19 protein-coding genes are annotated in these 22,644 nt (G+C 72.0%); 17 read left to right on the top strand and 2 right to left on the bottom strand.

Going from position 1 to position 22,644, the window contains the following annotated elements:
- Nucleotides 1-466 precede the first annotated feature (466 nt).
- From BJ961_RS31790 to BJ961_RS31765, 6 genes are all read left to right on the top strand, one after another.
- On the top strand, nt 467-1,501 hold the full coding sequence (locus BJ961_RS31790) for a hypothetical protein (RefSeq protein WP_271416218.1): 1,035 nt from the start codon (nt 467-469) through the stop codon (nt 1,499-1,501).
- Nucleotides 1,501-3,705, top strand: coding sequence for a polysaccharide deacetylase family protein (locus BJ961_RS31785; RefSeq protein ID WP_271416217.1), 2,205 nt, complete (start codon nt 1,501-1,503; stop codon nt 3,703-3,705). The genes BJ961_RS31790 and BJ961_RS31785 overlap by 1 nt, the downstream gene beginning before the upstream one ends.
- Nucleotides 3,706-3,935: 230 nt before the next feature.
- The gene (locus BJ961_RS31780; protein ID WP_271416216.1) at nt 3,936-5,114 is read left to right on the top strand and encodes an acyltransferase family protein; all 1,179 of its coding nucleotides are present in this window, start codon (nt 3,936-3,938) and stop codon (nt 5,112-5,114) included.
- Between the two features lie 81 nt (nt 5,115-5,195).
- Nucleotides 5,196-6,062 carry a hypothetical protein gene (locus BJ961_RS31775; RefSeq protein WP_271416215.1) on the top strand — a complete coding sequence of 289 codons (867 nt, stop codon included), beginning with the start codon at nt 5,196-5,198 and terminating at the stop codon, nt 6,060-6,062.
- 132 nt (nt 6,063-6,194) lie between these two features.
- Complete coding sequence (locus BJ961_RS31770) at nt 6,195-7,556, top strand: nitrate/nitrite transporter (RefSeq protein WP_271416214.1); 1,362 nt, start codon at nt 6,195-6,197, stop codon at nt 7,554-7,556.
- Nucleotides 7,557-7,670: 114 nt separating this feature from the next.
- Nucleotides 7,671-8,849: a uroporphyrinogen-III synthase gene (locus BJ961_RS31765; RefSeq protein ID WP_271416213.1), complete on the top strand. Its 1,179-nt coding sequence runs from the start codon at nt 7,671-7,673 to the stop codon at nt 8,847-8,849.
- 7 nt (nt 8,850-8,856) lie between these two features.
- Here the strand turns inward: BJ961_RS31765 and BJ961_RS31760 are convergent, their stop codons facing one another.
- Complete coding sequence (locus BJ961_RS31760; RefSeq protein WP_271416212.1) at nt 8,857-9,369, bottom strand: anthrone oxygenase family protein; 513 nt, start codon at nt 9,367-9,369, stop codon at nt 8,857-8,859.
- Between the two features lie 201 nt (nt 9,370-9,570).
- On the opposite strand from BJ961_RS31760, the gene BJ961_RS31755 reads away from it, so the two are divergent.
- The 6 genes from BJ961_RS31755 (at nt 9,571) to BJ961_RS31730 (ending at nt 16,669) form a co-directional block, all read left to right on the top strand.
- Nucleotides 9,571-10,161: a CGNR zinc finger domain-containing protein gene (locus tag BJ961_RS31755; protein WP_271416211.1), complete on the top strand. Its 591-nt coding sequence runs from the start codon at nt 9,571-9,573 to the stop codon at nt 10,159-10,161.
- A 250-nt stretch (nt 10,162-10,411) separates the two neighbouring features.
- A complete protein-coding gene (locus BJ961_RS31750; RefSeq protein ID WP_007450155.1) occupies nt 10,412-10,936 on the top strand; it encodes a sigma-70 family RNA polymerase sigma factor in 525 nt (174 codons plus the stop codon).
- 71 nt (nt 10,937-11,007) lie between these two features.
- A complete protein-coding gene (locus tag BJ961_RS31745) occupies nt 11,008-11,793 on the top strand; it encodes an anti-sigma factor family protein (protein WP_271416210.1) in 786 nt (261 codons plus the stop codon).
- A gap of 82 nt (nt 11,794-11,875) precedes the next feature.
- Nucleotides 11,876-14,203: a HelD family protein gene (locus tag BJ961_RS31740; protein WP_271416209.1), complete on the top strand. Its 2,328-nt coding sequence runs from the start codon at nt 11,876-11,878 to the stop codon at nt 14,201-14,203.
- Between the two features lie 418 nt (nt 14,204-14,621).
- On the top strand, nt 14,622-16,037 hold the full coding sequence (locus BJ961_RS31735) for an NAD-dependent malic enzyme (protein WP_271416208.1): 1,416 nt from the start codon (nt 14,622-14,624) through the stop codon (nt 16,035-16,037).
- Between the two features lie 350 nt (nt 16,038-16,387).
- Nucleotides 16,388-16,669, top strand: a complete 282-nt coding sequence (locus BJ961_RS31730) for an HU family DNA-binding protein (protein WP_003950507.1) — start codon at nt 16,388-16,390, stop codon at nt 16,667-16,669.
- Between the two features lie 183 nt (nt 16,670-16,852).
- Here BJ961_RS31730 and murA read toward each other — a convergent pair whose 3' ends face one another.
- Nucleotides 16,853-18,199, bottom strand: coding sequence for a UDP-N-acetylglucosamine 1-carboxyvinyltransferase (gene murA, locus BJ961_RS31725; RefSeq protein ID WP_271416207.1), 1,347 nt, complete (start codon nt 18,197-18,199; stop codon nt 16,853-16,855).
- 233 nt (nt 18,200-18,432) lie between these two features.
- Here murA and BJ961_RS31720 point away from each other — a divergent pair, with 233 nt between their 5' ends.
- The 5 genes from BJ961_RS31720 to BJ961_RS31700 all read left to right on the top strand — a co-directional run bounded on the left by BJ961_RS31720 (nt 18,433) and on the right by BJ961_RS31700 (nt 22,644).
- Nucleotides 18,433-19,005, top strand: a complete 573-nt coding sequence (locus BJ961_RS31720; RefSeq protein ID WP_030865482.1) for a YqgE/AlgH family protein — start codon at nt 18,433-18,435, stop codon at nt 19,003-19,005.
- 30 nt (nt 19,006-19,035) lie between these two features.
- Nucleotides 19,036-19,320, top strand: coding sequence for a DUF3039 domain-containing protein (locus BJ961_RS31715; protein WP_007450147.1), 285 nt, complete (start codon nt 19,036-19,038; stop codon nt 19,318-19,320).
- A 221-nt stretch (nt 19,321-19,541) separates the two neighbouring features.
- On the top strand, nt 19,542-20,840 hold the full coding sequence (locus BJ961_RS31710; protein ID WP_271416206.1) for an extracellular solute-binding protein: 1,299 nt from the start codon (nt 19,542-19,544) through the stop codon (nt 20,838-20,840).
- Nucleotides 20,837-21,802 carry a carbohydrate ABC transporter permease gene (locus BJ961_RS31705; RefSeq protein ID WP_271416205.1) on the top strand — a complete coding sequence of 322 codons (966 nt, stop codon included), beginning with the start codon at nt 20,837-20,839 and terminating at the stop codon, nt 21,800-21,802. Before BJ961_RS31710 ends, BJ961_RS31705 begins: the two co-directional genes overlap by 4 nt.
- Complete coding sequence (locus BJ961_RS31700) at nt 21,799-22,644, top strand: carbohydrate ABC transporter permease (RefSeq protein ID WP_271416204.1); 846 nt, start codon at nt 21,799-21,801, stop codon at nt 22,642-22,644. The genes BJ961_RS31705 and BJ961_RS31700 overlap by 4 nt, the downstream gene beginning before the upstream one ends.

Below are 22,644 nucleotides of genomic sequence, written 5' to 3'. Positions count from 1 at the left end.
CGGCGCGAACTCCGGCCGTCCGACCCCGGGCGATCCGGGCCCTGGTGGCCCCGGCCCCTACGGCGCGAACCCTGCTGGCACGACCTCGAACGGCGCGAACTCCGGCCGTCCGACCCCGGGCGGACAGGGCCCTGGTGGCCCCGGCCCGTACGCTGCGAATCCCGGTCGTCCGACCCCGGGCGGCGCGTACCCCGGTCGTCCGACCCCGAGTGAACCGCGCCCCGGTGGCCCCGGCCCGTACAGCCCGCGCCCCGACGGCCCCGGTACCCACGGTCCGCGCCCGAACCGGCCGGAGCAGGCGGCCCCGCGGAGTCCCCGCCCCGTCGGGACCGACCCGACCGCCCTCGACCCCACGAGGACCCACCCGACCGCCCTCGACCCCACGAGGGCCCGCACGGCCGGGGCGGACCCGAGAAGGGCCCACGCGGCCGGAGCCGACCCCACGAGGACGATCTCCTTCGGCACGGTGACCGGCGCCGCCCCGGCGACCGGAACCGGTCGGCCCCCCGGCGACGGTCCCGACGCGGACCGGACGGACGTCCTCCCGCCGGTCCGTCCCGCCGCCCCGACCGACCGCACCCGCGTCCTCCCCACGCCCCGCACCGCACCCGCGCCCGGCCCCGCCACCGCCGCGCTGCGCGACCCCTGGCAGGAGACCCCGGGTGCGGACGGCGACGAGGGCGCCCACGCCGGTGCCCACACCCACGACCCGCACGAGGTGACAGTCCAGCTCGACGCCGTCCACCTCGGCGACGGTGTGCTCCTGCGGGCCGACGGCGGACACCGCAAGCGCGCTGCCGAGGCCTCCGACGGCCCCGTCTTCGTCGACTCGTCGGGGCGCCGCAGCCGTCTGTACCGCCGGCTCGGCATCCTCGTCGGCATCGCCTGCGCGGTCTATGCCGTCGTCATCGTCTCCACGCTGCTCTCCGGCAACTCCGACGCGCCCTGGATGCCCGCACCGGGCCAGGAGGAGGGCCAGCCGGCCGGCCAGGTCGACACCACCCCGCTGCCCTCGCAACCGGTGCGGCCCTCCGCCACCGGCACCGACGGACCCCAGGCCGACCCCTCGGCCACCACCGGCGTGACCACCTCGCCCGGCGGCGGGTCGACGGCGTCCGGCACCTCCGGCGCGTCCGGCGGCGGCACAGGCCGGCCCGTGACGAGCACCGGCCCCGAGTCGACGGCGTCCGGGACCGGACAGCAGCCGGGCGGTACCGGCGCGACCGGACCGGACCCGACGCAGTCGACCCAGGTGCCGCCCCCCGTCACCACGAACCCGTCGGACCCGGCGGGCGGCGGCGAGACCACGGGCGACCCGACCACCCCGACCGGCGGCTCCACCACGGGCACCGACCCGGGCGCGAGCGGCACCAACGCCAACGGTGCGAGCGGTACGGGCCCCGTGGCGGGACCGGCCGGCGCACCCGTCGTCGCCGCCGGGCCCGGCGGCACCCGCACCTCCACCTCGTCCTCTTCCCTGTCCCCGGAGAACACCCTCTGATGGCATCCCGCACCCGCCGTCACGGGGCCGCGCGCAGCGCCCGTGAGGGCTCCCGCCGTCGCCTGCCCTTGCGCCTGCTGCTCCCGCTGCTCGTCCTGGTCGCCCTGGTGGCCATGCTCATGCTGCGCGGATACGTGCACAGCGAGATCCTCGCCGACCACCGCATCCAGCCGCCCGCCGCCACCGGCCAGGTACCGCAGAAGATCCTGGACGGCGGCCCGGTCATCGACGTCCGCGACGGCCGCACCGAGAGCCTCAGCGTGCCCGACCACCGGCTCGTCCTCACCTTCGACGACGGCCCGGACCCGACCTGGACGCCGCGCGTGCTGGACGTGCTGAAGAAGCACGACGCGCACGCGGTCTTCTTCGTCACCGGCACCATGGCCTCCCGCTACCCGGACCTCGTCAAACGCATGGTCGACGAGGGCCACGAGGTGGGCCTGCACACCTTCAACCACCCCGACCTCTCCTACCAGTCCAAGAAGCGCATCGACTGGGAGCTGTCGCAGAACCAGTTGGCGATCACCGGCGCGGCCGGCGTGCGCACCTCGCTGTTCCGCCCGCCGTACTCCTCCTTCGCCGACGCCATGGACGACAAGTCCTGGCCCGTCACGCAGTACATAGGCAGCCGCGGCTACATCACCGTCGTCAACAACACCGACAGCGAGGACTGGAAGAAGCCCGGCGTCCACGAGATCATCCGCCGGGCCACGCCGCACGGCGGCAAGGGCGCCATCGTCCTCATGCACGACTCCGGCGGCGACCGCCACCAGACCGTGCAGGCTCTGGACAGGTTCCTGCCCGACCTGAAGAAGCAGGGCTACGAGTTCGACAACCTCACCGAGGCCCTGGACGTCCCCAGCGCCATGAGCCCGGTGACCGGCGTCGACCTGTGGAAGGGCAAGGCCTGGGTCTTCCTGGTCCAGGCCTCGGAACGGCTCACCGACGCCCTGGTGGTGGGCCTGGCCGTCATCGGCACGCTGGTCATCGGCCGTTTCGTCCTGATGCTGCTCCTGTCCGGCGTCCACGCCCGCCGGGTCCGCCGCCGGCGCTTCAGCTGGGGAGCGGCGATCACCGAACCGGTGACGGTGCTGGTCCCGGCGTACAACGAGGCCAAGTGCATCGAGAACACGGTCCGTTCCCTGATGGAGAGCGACCACCCGATCGAGGTCATCGTCATCGACGACGGCTCCAGTGACGGCACCGCCCGGATCGTGGAGGGCCTCGGCCTGCCGAACGTCCGGGTGATCCGCCAGCTCAACGCCGGCAAGCCGGCCGCCCTCAACCGCGGCCTGGCCAACGCCCGTTACGACATCGTCGTGATGATGGACGGCGACACCGTCTTCGAACCGTCCACCGTCCGCGAACTCGTCCAGCCCTTCGGCGACCCGAGGGTGGGCGCGGTGGCCGGCAACGCGAAGGTCGGCAACAAGGACACCCTCATCGGCGCCTGGCAGCACATCGAGTACGTGATGGGCTTCAACCTGGACCGCCGGATGTACGACGTCCTCGGCTGCATGCCGACGATCCCCGGTGCCGTCGGCGCCTTCCGCCGCTCCGCCCTGGAGCCCTTCGGGGGCATGAGCGACGACACGCTCGCCGAGGACACCGACGTCACCATGGCGCTGCACCGCGCCGGCTGGCGCGTCGTCTACGCCGAGAACGCCCGCGCCTGGACCGAGGCCCCGGAGTCCGTCAGCCAACTCTGGTCCCAGCGTTACCGCTGGTCGTACGGCACCATGCAGGCCATCTGGAAGCACCGCCGCGCGGTGATCGAGAAGGGCCCCTCGGGCCGCTTCGGCCGCGTGGGCCTGCCCTTCGTCTCCCTGTTCATGATCGTGGCCCCGCTGCTGGCCCCGCTGATCGACGTCTTCCTGCTCTACGGCCTCGTCTTCGGCCCGACCCAGCAGACGGTCATGGCGTGGCTGGGCGTCCTCGCCATCCAGGCGGTCTGCGCGGCCTTCGCCTTCCGGCTCGACCGGGAACGGCTGGCCCCGCTCATCTCGCTGCCCCTCCAGCAGATCCTGTACCGCCAGATCATGTACGTGGTGCTGCTCCAGTCCTGGATCACGGCGCTCACCGGCGGCCGGCTGCGCTGGCAGAAGCTGCGGCGCAGCGGCGGCGTGTCCGCGCCGCCGCCCGGAGCCGACGGCGTACCGCCCCAGCGGCGGTCCGGTGCCATGGACGGGAGGCCGGTCGGATGACCACCCCGCCGTTCGACCCGACGCGCCCGCCGCGGCCGACGCCCGTCCCGCCCGCCCCGGCCGCCGCCGCGCCCGCCACCACCCGGAGAGTCCCGCACGTGACCGCACCACCCCCGCCGCCGTACCCGTCCGTCGGCGCGGAACCTCCGTACCCGCCCCTCGGCGCCGCACCGGGCGTACCGACCGGACCCGCTGGACCCGCTGGGCCCGCCGGACCGGCCGGACCCGTCATGCCCCAGCAGAAGCAGGCCCGGCGGGGCCCCGTCCGCGACCGGTACTTCGACCTGCTGCGGGCCGTGGCCCTCTTCCGTGTGGTCCTGTACCACCTGATGGGCTGGGCCTGGCTGCCGGTGGTGTTCCCGTCCATGGGCGTGATGTTCGCCCTCGCGGGCAACCTGATGGCCCGCTCCCTCAAGCGCCCGGCCGTCCAGGTCGTCCGCAGCCGCATGCGCCGGCTGCTGCCGCCGCTGTGGCTGCTGGGCGCCGTCGGCGTCACCGGCATGGTGCTGCAGGGCTGGGGCCCGAACGACGAGGGCCACCCCGGCTGGTGGTGGTTCCACCTCCTCTACTGGGTCCTGCCGCTGAGCGACCCGCCGTTCGGCGAGGGACTGCCGGGCATCCACGGGATCCTCGCCGACAACTGGGCGTCCGACCTCGCGGGACCGCTCTGGTACATCCGCGCCTACCTCTGGTACGTCCTGCTCTCCCCGCTCCTGCTGCGCGCGCTGCGCTCCCTGCCGTGGGTGACGATCCTGGCGCCGCTCGCGCTGTCGGCCGCCTTCCAGTTCGGCTACCTCAACCTGCCGGGCGAGCGCTTCCCCTCGGCGCTCACCGACTTCAGCACCTTCGGCGCCTGCTGGGTGCTGGGCATGGCCCACCAGGAAGGCGTCCTGAAGCGGCTGCCGCGCTACGCCGTGCCCTCGGTGGCCCCGATCATCGCCGCCCTCGGCCTCTGGTACGCCTTCAGGGAAGGCTTCAAGACCGGCTACGACCTGGACTCCATCCCCTTCGCACAGGCCGTCTGGTCCTTCGCGACGGTGCTGCTGCTCCTGCACGTCAGCCCGTCGTGGGCCGAGTGGCCGCGCCGGCTGCGCCGCTGGGACCGCCTGATCACCCTGCTCAACTCCCGTGCCGTGACGATCTACCTGTGGCACAACATCTGCATCGTCGTCGCGGCCACGCTGTGGGACCAGCTGTGGGGCTTCGAGGTCATGTACGAGAACGTCCCCTGGCTGCTGAACAGCCCCTGGCCGGTCCTCGCCATCGCCTGGGTGCTCATCGGGAGCTGCATCGTCTGGTTCGGCTGGATGGAGGACGTGGCCGCCAAGCGCACCCCGCAGATGTGGCCGGACGGCGGGAAGCGGACCGAGCGGAAACCGGCCGGGGCCCGCGCCGCGCACCGGGGCTGACGCGTGCCGGCCCTCCGTGCGAGACTGCCCCGGTCGCGCGGGTGAACAGCGTGGCGTGAGCGGTCAGGGGGAGCGGGCGGAATGAGCAGGCGGCAGACGCAGAAGATGCTGCGGTTGATGGCGAGCGGGGAGCCGGTCCAGCTCACCAGCCCGATGGCGTCCGTGAAGAAGCTCGCCAGACTCGCCTTCGTCGCCCAGCAGTTCGGCTACGAGTACGCCGACGTGCGCCAGGGCGGCGGGAACAACGCCTCGCTCACCATGCTCCTGCTTCCCGACCCGAGCCCGCAGGCCCGGACCCGGGCCGCGCAGAACTGGGCGCAGTACCCGAACGCCGGGGACGGCGTCTCGCTGCCGCCGCTGGTGCCGGACGCCTTCGAACTGCTCAAGGCCCGCATCAACTTCGACCTCACCGGCAAGAACGCCGAGAAGCGGATGGGCTACGGCGCGCTCGGCGTCACCGTCGGCTGCGTCGTCCTCGCCTACCGCGCGGGCGGCTCCTCCGACGACTTCGTCGTGGCCGCGGTCGTCTGGCTCGTCGTCCTGGCGATCCTGGGCGTCGGCTTCCTCGTCACCCGCAAGCGCAACGCCAGGTTCGCGGCCCGGCTGGGGGCCGCCGGCTTCACGCCGGTGGCCGACGAGGAGGGGCGGGTGCGCTACCTCCCGCCCGGGGGCTACGGACAGCCGGCCCCCGGCCCGTACGCCGCCCAGCCGCCGCAGCAGCCCTACGGCGGACCGCAGCAGCCGTACCCGCCCCAGCAGCCGCCGTACGCCCAGCCGCAGCAGCCGTACGGGCAGCCGCCCCAGCCGTACGCCCAGCCGCAGCAGCCCCACCCGGCCCAGCAGCCCCAGCCGTACCCGCCCCAGCAGGCCCCGCAGGCGTACGCCCCGCAGCCGTACGCCCCGCCGCAGCAGAACCCGCACTGGCAGCAGCGGCCCCCGCAGGGCTGAGCGTGTTCTCTCATCCCGTACCGGCGGCGGGTGAGAGCAACGTTCCCTTCCGGTCATCCACAGCCCCACCGGCCCGAAACGCGTCCTGCCTAGCTTCGGTGCGAACGAGCTGTGGAGCACCGTGGAGGCGTCATGACAGTCCCTGGCGGCCGCTGGATCGCGTACTGGGATCCGGAGGACGAGACCTTCTGGAGGGAGACGGGGGAGCGGACCGCCCGGCGGAACCTGTTCTTCTCCGTGCTCTCGGAGCACATCGGGTTCTCGGTCTGGACGCTGTGGTCCGTGCTGGTGCTCTTCATGGGCCCGGAGTACGGGCTGACTCCCGCCGACAAGTTCCTGCTGACGTCCGCGGTGACGCTCGTCGGCGCGGTCGTGCGGGTGCCGTACACCTTCGCCGTCGCCGTCTTCGGCGGGCGGAACTGGACGATCGCCTCCGCCGGGCTGCTGCTGGTGCCGACCGTCGCGGCCTTCGCCGTCATGGAACCGGGGACCTCCTTCTCGACGTTCCTGCTCGTCGGGATGCTGGCCGGCATCGGCGGCGGCAACTTCGCCTCCTCCATGACCAACATCAACGCCTTCTTCCCGCTCAGGAAGAAGGGCTGGGCGCTCGGCCTCAACGCCGGGGGCGGCAACATCGGCGTGCCGGTCATCCAGCTCGTCGCCCTCGCGATCATCGGGGCGAGCGGCGGGCCCCGGGTGCTGCTGGGCGTCTACATCCCGCTGATCCTGGCGGCCGCCGTCCTCGCCGCCTGCTTCATGGACAACCTGGCCTCCGTGAGGAACGACACCGGGGCCGCCAAGGACGCCGCCCGGCAGGCCCACACCTGGATCATGTCGGTGCTGTACGTCGGCACGTTCGGCTCGTTCATCGGCTACAGCTTCGCCTTCGGGCAGGTGCTGCAGAGCCAGTTCGGGCGCACCCCGCTCCAGGCGGCCTACCTCACCTTCATCGGTCCGCTGCTCGGCTCCCTCGTCCGGCCGCTGGGCGGCAGGCTCGCCGACCGGTACGGCGGCGCGCGGATCACCCTGTGGAACTTCGTCGCCATGGCCGCCGCCACGGCCGCCCTCGTCGCGGCCGGCCTGGCGGAGTCGCTCGGGCTGTTCGCGGCCGTGTTCGTGGTGCTGTTCGTGCTCAGCGGGCTGGGCAACGGCTCGACGTTCAAGATGATCCCGGGGATCTTCCAGAACAAGGCGCTGGACAAGGGGCTGACGGGGGAGGAAGCGGTGGCGTACGGGCGCCGGCTCTCCGGCGCCTCCATGGGGCTGATCGGCGCGGTGGGCGCGCTCGGCGGAGTCGCCGTCAACCTCGCCTTCCGGCAGTCCTTCCTGTCCTCCGGCTCGGGCACGGGCGCCTTCGTCGCGTTCCTCGCCTTCTACGCCGTGTGCTTCGCCGTGACGTGGGCGGTATACCTTCGTCGTCCCGCCGTCCGGACGCCGGAGGGCGCGGTCGGCCGGGAACGGGTGGGGGCCGGGCTCCGCCACGCCGAGGTGTGAGGTGACGTAACACTGGTGACATGAGGCGGAACCGAGCCCGTCACGCACCGTTGACAGGCTCGGTCGCCAGGTGACTGTGCACGCGGGTGCGAACGGATCGGAGCGCGGCGAACAATGGACGACGTGAGCGACGCGGACGGCGGGGGCGGGAAGGCGCGGCGGCCCGACCACGGTCCGCTGGCCGGATTCACCGTGGGCGTGACCGCCGCCCGCCGGGCCGACGAACTGGGCGCGCTGCTGGGGCGGCGCGGTGCCGCCGTCCAGTACGCGCCGGCGCTGCGGATCGTGCCGCTCTCCGACGACGCCGAGCTGATGTCCGCGACCAAGAGGATCGTCGACCGGGCCCCGGACGTCGTCGTCGCCACCACCGCCATCGGGTTCAGGGGGTGGGTCGAGGCCGCGGACGGCTGGGGGCTCGGCGACGCGCTGCTGGAACGGCTGCGCGCGGTGGAGCTGCTGGCGCGCGGGCCCAAGGTCAAGGGGGCGGTGCGGGCCGCGGGACTCACCGAGCGCTGGTCACCGGCGTCGGAGTCGATGGCCGAGGTGCTCGACCGGCTCCTGGAGGAAGGCGTCGCGGGCCGCCGGATCGCCGTACAGCTGCACGGTGAGCCGCTGCCGGGGTTCGTGGAGGCGCTGCGCGAGGCCGGCGCCGACGTCGTCGGGGTGCCCGTGTACCGGTGGCTGCCGCCGGAGGACCTCGGCCCCGTGGACCGGTTGCTGGACGCCGCCGTGTCGCGGGGCGTGGACGCCGTGACGTTCACCAGCGCGCCCGCCGCGGTGTCCCTGCTGGGCCGGGCCGAGGAGCGGGGTCTGCTGCCGGACCTGCTCGCCGCGTTCGGGCACGACGTGCTGCCGGCCTGCGTCGGACCGGTCACCGCGGTGCCGCTCCAGGCACACGGCGTCGCCACGGTCCAGCCCGAACGCTTCCGGCTCGGCCCCCTCGTCCAACTGCTCTGCCAGGAGCTGCCGGCCCGCGCCCGCGCCCTGCCGGTCGCCGGGTACCGGCTGGAGATCCGCGGCCACGCGGTGCTCGTCGACGGCGACCCGAGGCCCGTGCCGCCCGCCGGCATGGCCCTGCTGCGTGCCCTCGCCCGGCGGCCCGGCTGGGTCGTGCCCCGCGCGGAGCTGCTGCGCGCCCTGCCGGGCACCGGCCGCGACGAACACGCCGTCGAGACCGCGATGGCCCGCCTGCGCACGTCCCTCGGCGCCCCCAAGCTGATCCAGACGGTGGTCAAGCGCGGCTACCGCCTGTCCCTGGACCCGGCCACGGACGCCAAGTACACGACGGACTGAGGGCCCGTCACCGGTTCGCCGAGCCGTGCCGCCCGCGCCCCCGGACCAGGAGCCCCGCGGCCAGGCACCCCGTCGCCACCGTCGACAGCACGGCACGGACGGTGTTCCACGCCACCCACGGGTCCTCGAACCGCTCGCGCAGCGCCGCCGGATCGCCGGGCCGCGCCAGGGCGTCGTTGAGCGGGACGTTCCCGGCCACGGTGACCAGGAAGGCGAGCGCGTACGCCGTCGCGCCCGCCAGGACCCACCAACGGCCCGGCACACGGCGGGACTGCCACCCCGCCAGCCCCGCCAGCACCAGCGCCCCCATGAAGCCCAGCAGGAACACCGGGTTCTCGATGACCTCGTTGACGTCGCGCATCACCGCGACGTACACCCGGTCGTCGCTGCGGGCCAGCGCGGGCATCACGGCGCAGGCGAAGACGTAGAACGTCCCGGCCATCAGACCCGCGGCGACCGTGGCCGCGACCAGCACTCCACCGGCGGTGCGGGACCGCCGCTCCCTGTCGTTGTCTGCCATGCGTCCAGTCAACGGGCGCCGCCGCACGCCGGACATGGCCCGGACGCGCGGGCGCATACGCGAGCGTCCACGCGGCGGCGGTACGAGGGGTTCCGGGCGCGCACGCGGGCAGGCACTGTAGAGGCAGTGGTCCGCAAGCGGCCCCCTGCTCCCCTTCCCGGCCCGCGCCCCGGCGGGCAAGCCCTAGGCGGTGACAGGAACATGGCACTGGGTACGGCCACCGACCCCTACGAGCTGCGGTTCGACACCGGGCGGATCTGCCTGGACCTCATCGCCACCACCCACCCCGTGGAACGCCTCGGCTCCCTGGACGCCCTGCGCGCCTGGATCACCGGCTCCGGACTCGTCCCGCCCGGCACGCCGCTGGCCCACGCCGACCCCTCCTGGCTGACCGGCTTCCGCGAACTGCGCTGCGAGACCGCGAGACTGGTGCGCGCCCGACCGGCACCGCGTGCCCGCCCGTACGACCTCGCGCTCGCCCGCGTCAACGAACTCGCCCTCGCCGCACCCCCGGCGCCCCGTGCGGTGCCCGGCGAGGACGGCGTACTGGTGCGGGAGCTGACCGGGCCGCCGCGGTGCTCGGCGCTGCTCGGCGCCCTCGCGCGGGACGCCGTGGAACTGCTCACCGACCCGGTCGCCCGGGCGGGCCTGCGGCAGTGCGAGGGCGACAACTGCCCCATCGTCTACCTCGACACCTCCCGCGGCCGGCGCCGGCGCTGGTGCTCCAGCGAGATCTGCGGCAACCGCGAGCGCGTCGCCCGACACCGCCGCCGCGCCGCCCTCGCCCGCTGAACCAGGCCCGCCGGAAACCACGCACACCGGTGTGACAGAGATGTGAAGAGATAGGGGCGGTTATGTGCCGCAGTGTCCCCCCTCGCCGTGCCGTCCCCGAGAAATCCGCCATCCCCCTTTGAACACGCCGCACTTCACGTCCGTACCGAATGGGCGAGCGACCGACTGGGGGAACCCCCGGACATCGGAGGTGGGCGTGCGCAAGGATTCCGTCGTGGCCGGTGAACGTGGTGCGAGGGCCCGACATCGCATGTCGCAGTCGTCCTCGGAACCCGACGAGGAGCTGATGCGCGCGCTGTACCGCGAGCACGCCGGCCCCTTGCTGGCCTATGTGCTGCGGCTGGTCGCGGGGGACCGCCAGCGCGCCGAGGACGTCGTCCAGGAGACGCTCATCCGTGCCTGGAAGAACGCCGGTCAGCTCAACCGGGCGACCGGATCGGTACGCCCCTGGCTGGTGACGGTCGCGCGTCGCATCGTCATCGACGGCCACCGCAGCCGGCAGGCCCGGCCGCAGGAGGTCGATCCGTCGCCGCTGGAGGTCATCCCCGCGGAGGACGAGATCGACAAGGCGCTGTGGCTGATGACGCTGTCGGACGCGCTCGACGACCTGACCCCGGCCCACCGGGAGGTCCTCGTCGAGACGTACTTCAAGGGGCGTACCGTCAATGAGGCGGCGCAGACACTGGGCATACCCAGCGGCACCGTTCGCTCCCGGGTGTTCTACGCCCTGCGTTCGATGAAGCTGGCTCTGGAGGAGCGGGGGGTGACGGCGTGATGAGCGGGTACGGGGGAGTTCAGGGTTTCGACGGGGGATTCGGCCCGGGTGACACGGGTAATTCTGTCCCCATGCAGGGATCACCGGCGCCGAACGAGCACGAGACCGTCGGCGCCTACGCCCTCGGAATCCTCGACGACGCCGAGGCGACGGCCTTCGAGGCCCACCTCGCCACCTGCGACTGGTGCGCCCAGCAGCTCGACGAGCTGGCCGGCCTGGAGCCGATGATGGCCGCGCTCGCGGATCTGCCGGGCACCGGCACACCCGCGATCGCCGAGTCGCTCACCGCGAAGCCGAGCCCCCGGCTCTCGGAGAAGCTCGTCGACGAGGTCGCCGAACGCCGCGCGCGCAAACGCCGACGCAACCTCTACCTGGTGGGCACCGCGGCCGCGCTGATCATCGGCGGCCCGTTCGCCGCCGTGGCGACCACGGGCGGAGGGGGAGGCGACGACGGCGGCGGCCGCAGGACCGAGGCGGCGCAGCCGACCGCGGCGAGCCCCGCCGAGTCCGCCTTCGCCGCCATGCCGGACCGGGTCACCGCCACCGACCCGGCCACCCGGGTCAGCGCGACCGTGGCCCTGCAGAGGAAGGCCTGGGGCACCGAGACGGTCCTGGAGCTGAAGAACCTCCGGGGCCCCCAGAAGTGCTCCCTGATCGCCGTCGGCAAGAACGGCGAGCGGGAGACCCTCACCTCCTGGACGGTCCCCGACCGGGGCTACGGCATCCCCGACGCCACCGCCGACAAGGGCGGGAAGCCGCTCTACGTGCACGGCGGCGCCGCCTTCGAACCCAACCAGATCTCCCACTTCGAGGTCATGACCTTCGACGGGAAGCGACTGGTGGAGGTCGACGCGTAGCCCCGTCTCCAGGCGTGCCGTAGCTTCCGGCGCCCCCTTCGCGTATTTTTGACGGCTGCCCAGCACGTCAGAAGGGGGCCCGGTGGCCGCACAGGCTCAACAGGATTCAGCGGTCGACTCGGCGCACGCGTCCGTACGAGGGGACTCCGCGCGGGAGGACTCCGTACGGGACCGAGAGATCGACGTGGAACAGGCGCACCTCGACCGGGTGTACCGCCGCCTCGAGGAGAAGATCCACGAGGCCGAGTTCCTCATGCACGACGCCGCGCAGCGCGGCCACGTCGGCACGCCCGGCGCCCTCGCCGAGCGCGACGCGCAGGTCTTCCGGGCCGGCATCCACCTCAACCGCCTGAACAACGAGTTCGAGGACTTCCTGTTCGGCCGGATCGACCTGCTCCTCGGCAAGGACGGCAAGAAGGGCCCGGACGGCGCGTACACGGCGGTCGAGCCCGCCGAGGGCGCCCTCGGGCCCGACAACACCGCCGACATCGCCGAGACCCTGCACATCGGCCGCATCGGCGTCCTGGACGACGACTACGCCCCGCTGGTCATCGACTGGCGGGCGCCCGCCGCCGCCCCCTTCTACCGGTCCACGCCGGTCGACCCGGGCCGCGTCGTGCGCCGACGGGTGATCCGCTCCAAGGGGCGGCGCGTCCTCGGCGTCGAGGACGACCTCATGCGGCCCGAGGTCACCGCCCGCCTGGACGGCGAGGAGCTGGCCGTGGTCGGCGACGGCGCCCTGATGGCCGCCCTCGGGCAGGCCCGCACCCACTCCATGCGCGACATCGTGGCGTCCATCCAGGCCGAGCAGGACCAGGTGATCCGCGCCCCCGCCGCCTCCGTGACCTACGTCGAGGGCGGCCCCGGCACCGGCAAGACCGCCGTCGCCCTGCACCGGGCGGCGTACCTGCTCTACCAGGACCGGCGCCGGTACGCGGGCGGCATCCTCATCGTCTCCCCGACACCGCTGCTCGTGGCGTACACCGAGGGCGTGCTGCCCTCCCTCGGCGAGGAGGGGCAGGTCGCCATCCGCGCGATCGGCTCCCTGGTCGACGGCGCGGAGGCCACGCTGTACGACTCCCCGGCCACCGCCCGCGCCAAGGGTTCCGCCCGCATGCTCAGGGTGCTGCGCAGGGCCGCCCGGGGAGCGCTGGAGCCGGCCGACTCGCCGACGCTGCTCAGGGTCGTCGCCTTCGGCCGCCGCCTCGAACTGGAGGCCGAGGAGCTGGCCGGCATCCGCCACACCGTCCTCGGCGGCACCGCGCCCGTCAACCTGCTGCGCCCCCGTGCCCGCCGGCTGCTCCTGGACGCCCTGTGGGCGAAGTCGGGCGCCGGCACCCGGCACACCGACCCCGAGCTGGCCGCCGAGCTGCGCTCCTCCTTCGACGAGGACGTCAGCTCCGAGGACTCCTTCACCGGCTTCCTGGACGCCTGGTGGCCCGAGCTGACCCCGGGCGCCGTGCTGGCCGCCATGGCGGACGAGCGGCGCCTGGGCCGCTGGGCCCGGCGGGTGCTGAACCCGGGCGAGGTCCGCAAGGTCGCCCGCTCGCTGCGGCGCGAGGGCCACTCCGTGCACGACATCGCCCTGCTCGACGAACTCCAGGCGATCGTCGGCACCCCGGCCCGCCCCCGCAAGCGGCGCGAGCAGGATCCGCTGGACCAGCTCACCGGCCTGGAGGAGCTGATGCCGCAGCGCGAGGAGACCCAGTGGGAGCGCGCCGAGCGCCTCGCCCAGGAGCGCACCGAGTACGCGCACGTCATCGTCGACGAGGCGCAGGACCTCACGCCCATGCAGTGGCGCATGGTCGGCCGCCGCGGCCGGCACGCCACCTGGACGGTCGTCGGCGACCCCGCCCAGTCCTCCTGGTCCGACCCCGACGAGGCCGCCGCCGCCCGTGACGAGGCCCTCGGCACCCGTCCGCGCCGCCGCTTCGAGCTGACCGTGAACTACCGCAACCCGGCCGAGATCGCCGAGCTGGCGGCGAAGGTCCTGGCGCTGGCCATGCCCGGCTCGCCGTCCCCGTCGGCCGTCCGCTCGACCGGCGTGCGGCCGCGCTTCGCGGTGGTGCGGGACTCCCTCGCCCGGACGGTCCGCGCGGAGGCGGCCCGGCTGCTCGACCTCGTGGACGGCACCGTCGGCGTCGTCGTCGCCATGAACCGGCGCGAGGAGGCCCGGCGCTGGCTGGAGGGGCTCGGCGACCGCGTGGTGGCGCTGGGCAGCCTGGAGGCCAAGGGCCTGGAGTACGACGCCACGGTCGTGGTCTCCCCGGCCGAGGTCGCCGACGAGTCGCCCGCCGGACTGCGCGTGCTGTACGTCGCCCTCACCCGGGCCACCCAGCAGCTGACGGTCGTCTCCAGCGAGCGGGACGAGCCGGACGGCTCGGGGGTGCCGGACCTGCTGCGCGACTGAGCGCGTCCGGGTGTGCGAGAGGCCCGCGCCGTCGAACGGCGCGGGCCTCTCGTCTTCGTTTAGGTGGCACCGACCCGCCATGCTCGCCTCGCGGCAAGTGGTCGCTCGTAGCGACGATGGTTGGGCCCGGGGGCTTGGATCGAGCCGGTGCCACGTCCAAGGTAACAAACGATCCCCGCAAGACAATTCCCGTCCCGCGGGTTCCTTCCGCGACCGTCCGCCGACCGGACCGCGTCGCCTCCGTTTCTTCCGGTGCCCCCTTCCCCCGACGGGCTACTTCTCGTATGGTGGAAGTCGTTTTCCGAAATCGGCGCGAACAAAAAGTTCGCAATCCGGGGCGGCTACCGCGTACTCAGTGGTAGGTGCGACGATCGGACGGCACAACCCAGTTACACGGTGAAAGCAGAGGAAGTCGGCCATGGCAACGGCGCCCAGCGTCTCCTACTCGATGACGGTCCGACTGGAGGTGCCCGCCGGCGGAACAGCCGTCTCGCAGCTCACCACGGCGGTGGAGTCCGCGGGCGGCTCGGTCACCGGCCTCGACGTCACGGCCTCCGGCCACGACAAGCTCCGTATCGACGTCACCATCGCGGCCGGCTCGACCTCCCACGCCGAGGAGATCGTGGAGCAGCTGCGGGGCATCGAGGGCGTCAGCCTGGGCAAGGTCTCGGACCGTACCTTCCTCATGCACCTCGGCGGCAAGATCGAGATGGCGTCGAAGCACCCCATCCGCAACCGCGACGACCTGTCCATGGTGTACACGCCGGGCGTGGCCCGCGTCTGCATGGCGATCGCCGAGAACCCCGAGGACGCCCGCCGCCTCACCATCAAGCGCAACTCGGTTGCGGTCGTGACGGACGGTTCCGCCGTGCTGGGCCTCGGCAACATCGGCCCGAAGGCCGCGCTGCCGGTGATGGAGGGCAAGGCGGCCCTGTTCAAGCGGTTCGCCGGTATCGACGCCTGGCCGATCTGCCTGGACACCCAGGACACCGACGCGATCGTCGAGATCGTCAAGGCCATCGCCCCGGGCTTCGCCGGCATCAACCTGGAGGACATCTCCGCCCCCCGCTGCTTCGAGATCGAGGCCCGGCTGCGCGAGGCCCTCGACATCCCCGTCTTCCACGACGACCAGCACGGCACCGCCATCGTCGTCCTCGCCGCCCTCACCAACGCCCTGCGCGTGGTGGGCAAGGGCATCGAGAACGTACGGGTCGTCATGTCCGGTGCCGGCGCCGCCGGTACGGCCATCCTGAAGCTGCTGCTCGCCGCCGGTGTGAAGAACGCCGTCGTCGCCGACATCCACGGCGTCGTGCACGCGGGCCGCGCCGACCTGGTCGACGCCGCCCCGGAGTCGGCGCTGCGCTGGATCGCCGACAACACCAACCCGGAGGGCCTCACCGGCACCCTCAAGGAGGCCGTGCACGGCGCGGACGTCTTCATCGGCGTCTCCGCCCCCAACGTCCTCGACGGCGCGGACGTGGCCGCCATGGCCGAGGGCGCGATCGTGTTCGCGCTCGCGAACCCCGACCCGGAGGTCGACCCGGCGATCGCCCGGGAGACGGCCGCCGTCGTCGCCACCGGCCGCTCCGACTTCCCGAACCAGATCAACAACGTGCTGGTCTTCCCGGGTGTCTTCCGCGGTCTGCTGGACGCCCAGTCCCGCACCGTGAACACCGAGATGATGCTCGCCGCCGCGCACGCCCTCGCGGACGTGGTGACCGAGGACGAGATCAACCCGAACTACATCATTCCCAGCGTCTTCAACGACAAGGTCGCCGGTGCCGTCGCGGGCGCCGTGCGGGAGGCGGCGAAGGCCGCCGGAGTGGTGGCGTAGGTTCCCCCGGCCGGGGAAGGCGGTCCGTGGCGTGGTGGTGAGGATCACCACGGCGGGCCGCCGCTCCGGCGCGTCGCGGGATGTCGGGCCTCGGATCGCCCTCTAGGGTTGCGCAAGGCTCAGGCCCTCGTCGTGTGACTCCCAAGGGTGTTCGCACGGCTCCCGGGGGTGCCGGATTGGCTTTACCGCCGCAGGTGGAGGCAGGATGCCTCCCTGGGCGCGAGGGTCTGACGACCGACCCGGGTCCGGGGAGTGTCCGAGGGCCCTGGCAGCATCGGCATCGCTGTGCCCAACATGCGGCTCCGCCGCGTGGCACGCCTCAACGGCAAGTAGAACACGGGAGTAACAACATGAACCGCAGTGAGCTGGTGGCCGCGCTGGCCGACCGCGCCGAGGTGACCCGCAAGGACGCCGACGCCGTGCTGGCCGCGTTCGCCGAGGTTGTCGGCGACATCGTCTCCAAGGGCGACGAGAAGGTCACGATCCCCGGCTTCCTGACCTTCGAGCGCACCCACCGTGCCGCTCGCACCGCCCGCAACCCGCAGACCGGCGAGCCGATCCAGATTCCGGCCGGCTACAGCGTCAAGGTCTCGGCGGGCTCCAAGCTCAAGGAAGCCGCCAAGGGCAAGTAGGCGCTCCGCTCGGAGTGCCGGGGACTGCGCGGACCGTTCGTTCGGGATGCGGTCGTTTCGCGGCCGCGGGCCCGTTGTGGCTGGTCGCGCAGTTCCCCGCGCCCCTTGCGGGGCGCACCTCGCCATGCCGATGGGGCGGTCACCCGGGTTCGGGTGACCGCCCCATCGGCGTGTCTGCGTGTGTCAGCCCAGGGCCTTGCCCGGAAGCTCGACCTTCGCGCCCAGCTCGACGAGCTTGTCCATGAAGTTCTCGTAGCCCCGGTTGATCAGGTCGATGCCGTGGACCCGGGAGGTGCCCTGGGCCGCGAGGGCGGCGATCAGGTACGAGAAGCCGCCGCGCAGGTCGGGGATGACCAGGTCGGCGCCCTCCAGCTTGGTCGGGCCGGAGACGACGGCCGAGTGCAGGAAGTTGCGCTGGCCGAAGCGGCAGTCCGAGCCGCCGAGGCACTCGCGGTAGAGCTGGATGTGGGCGCCCATCTGGTTGAGCGCCGAGGTGAAGCCCAGCCGGGACTCGTACACCGTCTCGTGGACGATGGACAGCCCCGTGGCCTGCGTCAGGGCCACCACCAGGGGCTGCTGCCAGTCCGTCTGGAAGCCGGGGTGCACGTCCGTCTCCAGGGCGATGGACTTCAGCCGCCCGCCCGGGTGCCAGAAGCGGATGCCCTCGTCGTCGATCTCGAACGCGCCGCCCACCTTCCGGAAGGTGTTCAGGAACGTCATCATCGAGCGCTGCTGGGCGCCGCGGACATAGATGTTGCCCTCGGTGGCCAGCGCCGCCGAGGCCCAGGAGGCGGCCTCCAGGCGGTCCGAGAGGGCACGGTGGGTGTAACCGCCCAGCTCGTCCACGCCCGTGATGCGGATCGTGCGGTCGGTGTCCATCGCGATGATCGCGCCCATTTTCTGCAGGACGCAGATCAGGTCCTCGATCTCCGGTTCGACGGCCGCGTTGGACAGCTCCGTGACGCCCTCGGCCAGCACGGCCGTCAGCAGCACCTGCTCGGTCGCGCCGACGGACGGGTACGGCAGGTTGATCTTCGTACCGCGCAGCCGCTGCGGAGCCTCCAGGTACTGGCCGTCCGCCCGCTTCTCGATCGTCGCCCCGAACTGCCGCAGCACGTCGAAGTGGAAGTCGATGGGCCGGCCGCCGATGTCGCAGCCGCCCAGACCCGGGATGAAGGCGTGCCCGAGGCGGTGCAGCAGCGGGCCGCAGAACAGGATCGGGATGCGCGACGAGCCCGCGTGGGCATCGATGTCGGCGACGTTCGCGCTCTCCACGTGGGTCGGGTCCATCACCAGCTCGCCGGGCTCCTCGCCCGGACGGACGGTCACCCCGTGCAGCTGCAGCAGTCCGCGTACGACCCGCACGTCGCGGATGTCCGGCACGTTGCGCAGCCGGCTCGGCGCACTGCCCAGCAGGGCGGCCACCATGGCCTTCGGCACGAGGTTCTTCGCACCGCGGACCCGGATCTCGCCCTCCAGCGGGGTTCCGCCGTGGACAAGGAGTACGTCATCAGCGCCGTTGACGGTCATGAATCTCGCGTTCCGTGGGGTTGGGCAGGGGCCAGAAGGGAAAGGGTAATCGTCTTGTACCCCCCTTCAGTGCGCCTGCGCACGGTCCGGCAACGTCATGGATTTGTCACAACACGCGGTGTTCATCGGCGCGTACGCGGGGTCACGGCCGAGGAGCGTGCGCGGGTGCGTGTTCACTCCCGTGCCTCCGATTGCCTCCCCACCGGAGGGGAACATGCGGGATCATGTCTGGCATGACCGAGGTGTCCTCGCTCACGGGGCGGCTGCTCGTGGCAACGCCCGCCCTGGCGGACCCGAACTTCGAGCGTGCGGTGGTGCTCCTCCTCGACCACGACGAGGAGGGCTCCCTCGGTGTCGTCCTCAACCGCCCCACACCGGTCGACGTGGGCGACATCCTGGAGGACTGGGCGGACCTGGCCGGCGAGCCGGGCGTCGTCTTCCAGGGCGGCCCGGTCTCGCTGGACTCCGCGCTCGGCGTCGCCGTCGTCCCCGGCGGGGCGTCGGGCGAGCGGGCACCGCTGGGCTGGCGCCGGGTGCACGGCGCGATCGGCCTGGTCGACCTGGAGGCGCCCCCGGAGCTGCTGGCGCCCGCCGTGGGCGCCCTGCGGATCTTCGCCGGGTACGCGGGCTGGGGCCCCGGCCAGCTGGAGGACGAACTGACCGAGGGCGCCTGGTACGTGGTCGAGTCCGAGCCCGGTGACGTGTCCTCGCCGTTCCCGGAGCGACTGTGGCGCGAGGTCCTGCGCCGGCAGCGGGGCGACCTGGCGATGGTGGCGACGTATCCGGACGACCCGTCGCTCAACTGAAGCGGGTGAGCTTCAGTACCCTTGACGGTTATGAGCACTCTCGAGCCCGAGCGCGGGACAGGTACGGGAACCCTCGTCGAGCCGACGCCGCAGACGTCCCACGGCGACGGCGATCACGAGCGCTTCGCGCATTACGTCCAGAAGGACAAGATCATGGCGAGCGCCCTCGACGGCACCCCCGTCGTGGCGCTGTGCGGCAAGGTCTGGGTGCCGGGCCGCGACCCGAAGAAGTACCCCGTCTGCCCCATGTGCAAGGAGATCTACGAGTCCATGAACGGCGGCGGGGACGAGGGCAAGGGCGGCGACAAGAAGTAGCGCTTCTGCCCGTACGGCCCTTACAGATCTTCCCGAAGGCCCCCGGAGTGTGCCCGCGCGCACTCCGGGGGCCTTCGTGCGTCAGGGCTGGTTAACAAAGAGGTTTACGAACTGGTTCAGACCTCTTGTGGACAGGTTCATGTCTCCCTACGCTCCTGGGTGTTGTGCAGAGCGAAACCGTCATTGCATATGTTGCAACGCACGCCCGGAGGAAAGACTCCATGAAGCTCGCCCCCCGCCTGGCCGTACTGCTGGCCGCGGCCGTCGTCGCCGCGACGGCCTGCGCACCCCAGACGTCCGACAACTCCTCCTCCGGCGAGGACGAGAAGAGCGGCACGCTGCGCGTCTGGCTGTTCCAGGAGGTCAACAACAAGCCGAAGGAGAAGGCCGTCGACGCGGTCCTCGCCGGCTTCGAGAAGGCGCACGAGGACACGAAGGTCACCGTGGAGTACATCCCGGTCGAGACCCGCGCCCAGCGCATCAAGGCCGCCTTCAACGACCCGAAGAGCGCGCCCGACGTCATCGAGTTCGGCAACACCGACACCGCCGGGTACGTGAAGGACGGCGGACTGGCCGACATATCGAAGGAGTTCGCGGCCTGGGACGAGGCCAAGGACGCCGACCCCACCGCCCGCCAGTCGGTCACCGTGGACGGAAAGGTCTACGGCGCCCCCTACTTCGTCGGCGTCCGCGCCCTCTACTACCGCACCGACGTCTTCGACGAACTGGGCCTGAAGGCCCCCAAGTCGCTCGACGAACTGGCGTCCGCCGCCCAGCAGGTCCGCAAGGCCGAGCCGGACCTCTACGGCATCGCGGTCGGCGGCGCCTACACCTACGGCGCCATGCCCTTCATCTGGGCCAACGGAGGCGAACTCGCCACCGGCAAGGGCGGCTCGTACGCCTCCGCCATCGACAGCGCCGCCGCCCGCAAGGGCATCGAGGCGTACACCTCCCTCTTCGGGGACGACAACTGCCCCGCCGCCAAGTGCGCCGGCATGGGCGGCAACGACACCGTCACCGCCTTCGCCGCCGGCAAGGCCGCCATGGCCATCGGCGGCGACTTCAGCCACCAGGCCGTGGAGGCCGGCTCGGTGAAGGGCAAGTACGCGGTCGTGCCGCTGCCCGGCGTCGAGCCCGGCTCCATCGCTCCCGCCTTCGCGGGCGGCAACAACATCGGCGTCCTGAAGAGCACCTCGCACCGCACCCTCGCCGTCGACCTGATGAAGCGGCTCGCGTCGAAGGAGGCGCAGGGCGACCTGTTCGACGCGATGGGCTTCCTGCCGACCTTCGCGGACGTACGGCAGCAGGTCGCGGCGAAGGAGCCGTTCGTGAAGCCGTTCGTCGACACGCTCGCCGCGGGCACGAAGTTCGTCCCGGCGTCTCCCGCGTGGGCGACGATCGACTCCTCGCAGGTGCTGCCGACGATGTTCCAGGAGGTGGTCAGCGGCAAGAAGGACGTGGGCGCGGCCGCTGGGGACGCGGCGAAGAAGATGGACGACGCGTTTGGCTCCGCCGGATGAGTGCAGCGCCCGGTAGCTCGAAGGGTGCGGTGCGTGGGCGGGTTACGGTGCGTCGTGGTCTCTCGCGCAGTTCCCCGCGCCCCTTCGGGCGCTCCTCTGCTACCCCCTGGATATATCTCGCCCCCGCTCTTGTCGTCCTCGGTGGGTTGCTCGTCTACCCCGTTTACCAGCTTGGGTTGATCTCCTTCCTGGAGTACACGCAGGCGCAGGTGTCCGGTGGGGAGCCGGCGACCTTCCAGGGGTTCGGGAACTACGCGGAGCTGTTCGGGGACGGCGAGTTCTGGCGGGTGCTGCTCGCCACCGTGGTGTTCGCCGCCGCCTGTGTCGTCTCGACACTGGCCGTCGGGTGTGCGCTCGCCGTGCTGCTCACCCGGGTGCGGGCCCTGCCGCGGCTGGCGCTGATGCTGGCGGGACTGGGTGCGTGGGCGACCCCGGCGGTCACCGGGTCGACGGTCTGGCTGCTGCTGTTCGACCCCGACTTCGGGCCCGTCAACCGCATGCTGGGCCTCGGCGACCACTCGTGGACGTACGGGCGCTACAGCGCCTTCCTGCTCGTCCTGCTCGAAGTGGTCTGGTGCTCCTTCCCGTTCGTCATGGTGACCGTCTACGCCGGAATCCGGGCCGTGCCGTCCGAGGTCCTGGAGGCCGCCGCGCTCGACGGGGCCTCCCAGTGGCGGATCTGGCGCTCGGTGCTCGCGCCGATGCTCCGGCCGATCCTGGTGGTCGTCACCATCCAGTCGGTCATCTGGGACTTCAAGGTCTTCACCCAGATCTACGTCATGACGAACGGCGGCGGCATCGCCGGCCAGAACATGGTCCTGAACGTCTACGCCTACCAGAAGGCCTTCGCGTCCTCGCAGTACAGCCTCGGCTCCGCGATCGGCGTCGTCATGCTGCTGATCCTGCTCGCCGTGACGCTGGTCTACCTGCGGCTGCTGCGCCGCCAGGGGGAGGAGCTGTGAATCTTCCGCGCGCGCGGGTGCGCCGTCCGTGGCGGCTCGCGGCCGAGGTGTCCGCGCTGCTGATCGCCGTCGTCGTCGCCTTCCCGCTGTACTGGATGGTGCTGAGCGCCTTCAAACCGGCCGGGGAGATCGAGTCGAGCGAGCCCCGGCCCTGGACACTGACGCCCACACTGGATTCCTTCCGGCGCGTCTTCGGGCAACAGGAATTCGGCCGGTACTTTCTCAACAGCCTGCTCGTGGCGGGTACCGTCGTGATCGCGTCGGCGCTGATCGCGTTCCTCGCGGCGACCGCGGTGACACGATTCCGGTTCCGATTCCGGACCACCCTGCTGATCATGTTCCTGGTGGCCCAGATGGTGCCCGTGGAGGCGCTCACGATCCCGCTGTTCTTCCTCATGCGGGACTTCGGCCAGCTGAACACGCTGGGATCGCTGATCCTGCCCCACATCGCCTTCTCGCTGCCCTTCGCGATCTGGATGCTGCGGGGCTTTGTGAAAGCCGTGCCGGAGGCCCTGGAGGAGGCCGCCTACATCGACGGGGCGAGCCGGTCCCGATTTCTCTGGCAAATCCTCTTCCCGCTGGTCTTCCCCGGGCTGGTGGCCACCAGCGTCTTCTCCTTCATCTCGACCTGGAACGACTTCCTGTTCGCCAAGTCGTTCATCATCAGCGACACCTCCCAGTCGACGCTCCCGATGGCGCTGCTGGTCTTCTACAAACCGGACGATCCCGACTGGGGCGGCGTCATGGCCGCGTCCACGGTGATGACCATTCCGGTGCTGGTCTTCTTCGTACTCGTACAACGACGACTCGTCTCCGGCCTCGGCGGAGCGGTAAAGGACTGA

It is taken from the genome of Streptomyces lienomycini (assembly GCF_027947595.1).
Classification (GTDB): Bacteria; Actinomycetota; Actinomycetes; order Streptomycetales; family Streptomycetaceae; genus Streptomyces; species Streptomyces lienomycini.
The sequence above is the reverse complement of the archived record's forward strand: the minus strand, read 5'-3'. Positions and strand labels throughout refer to the sequence as shown.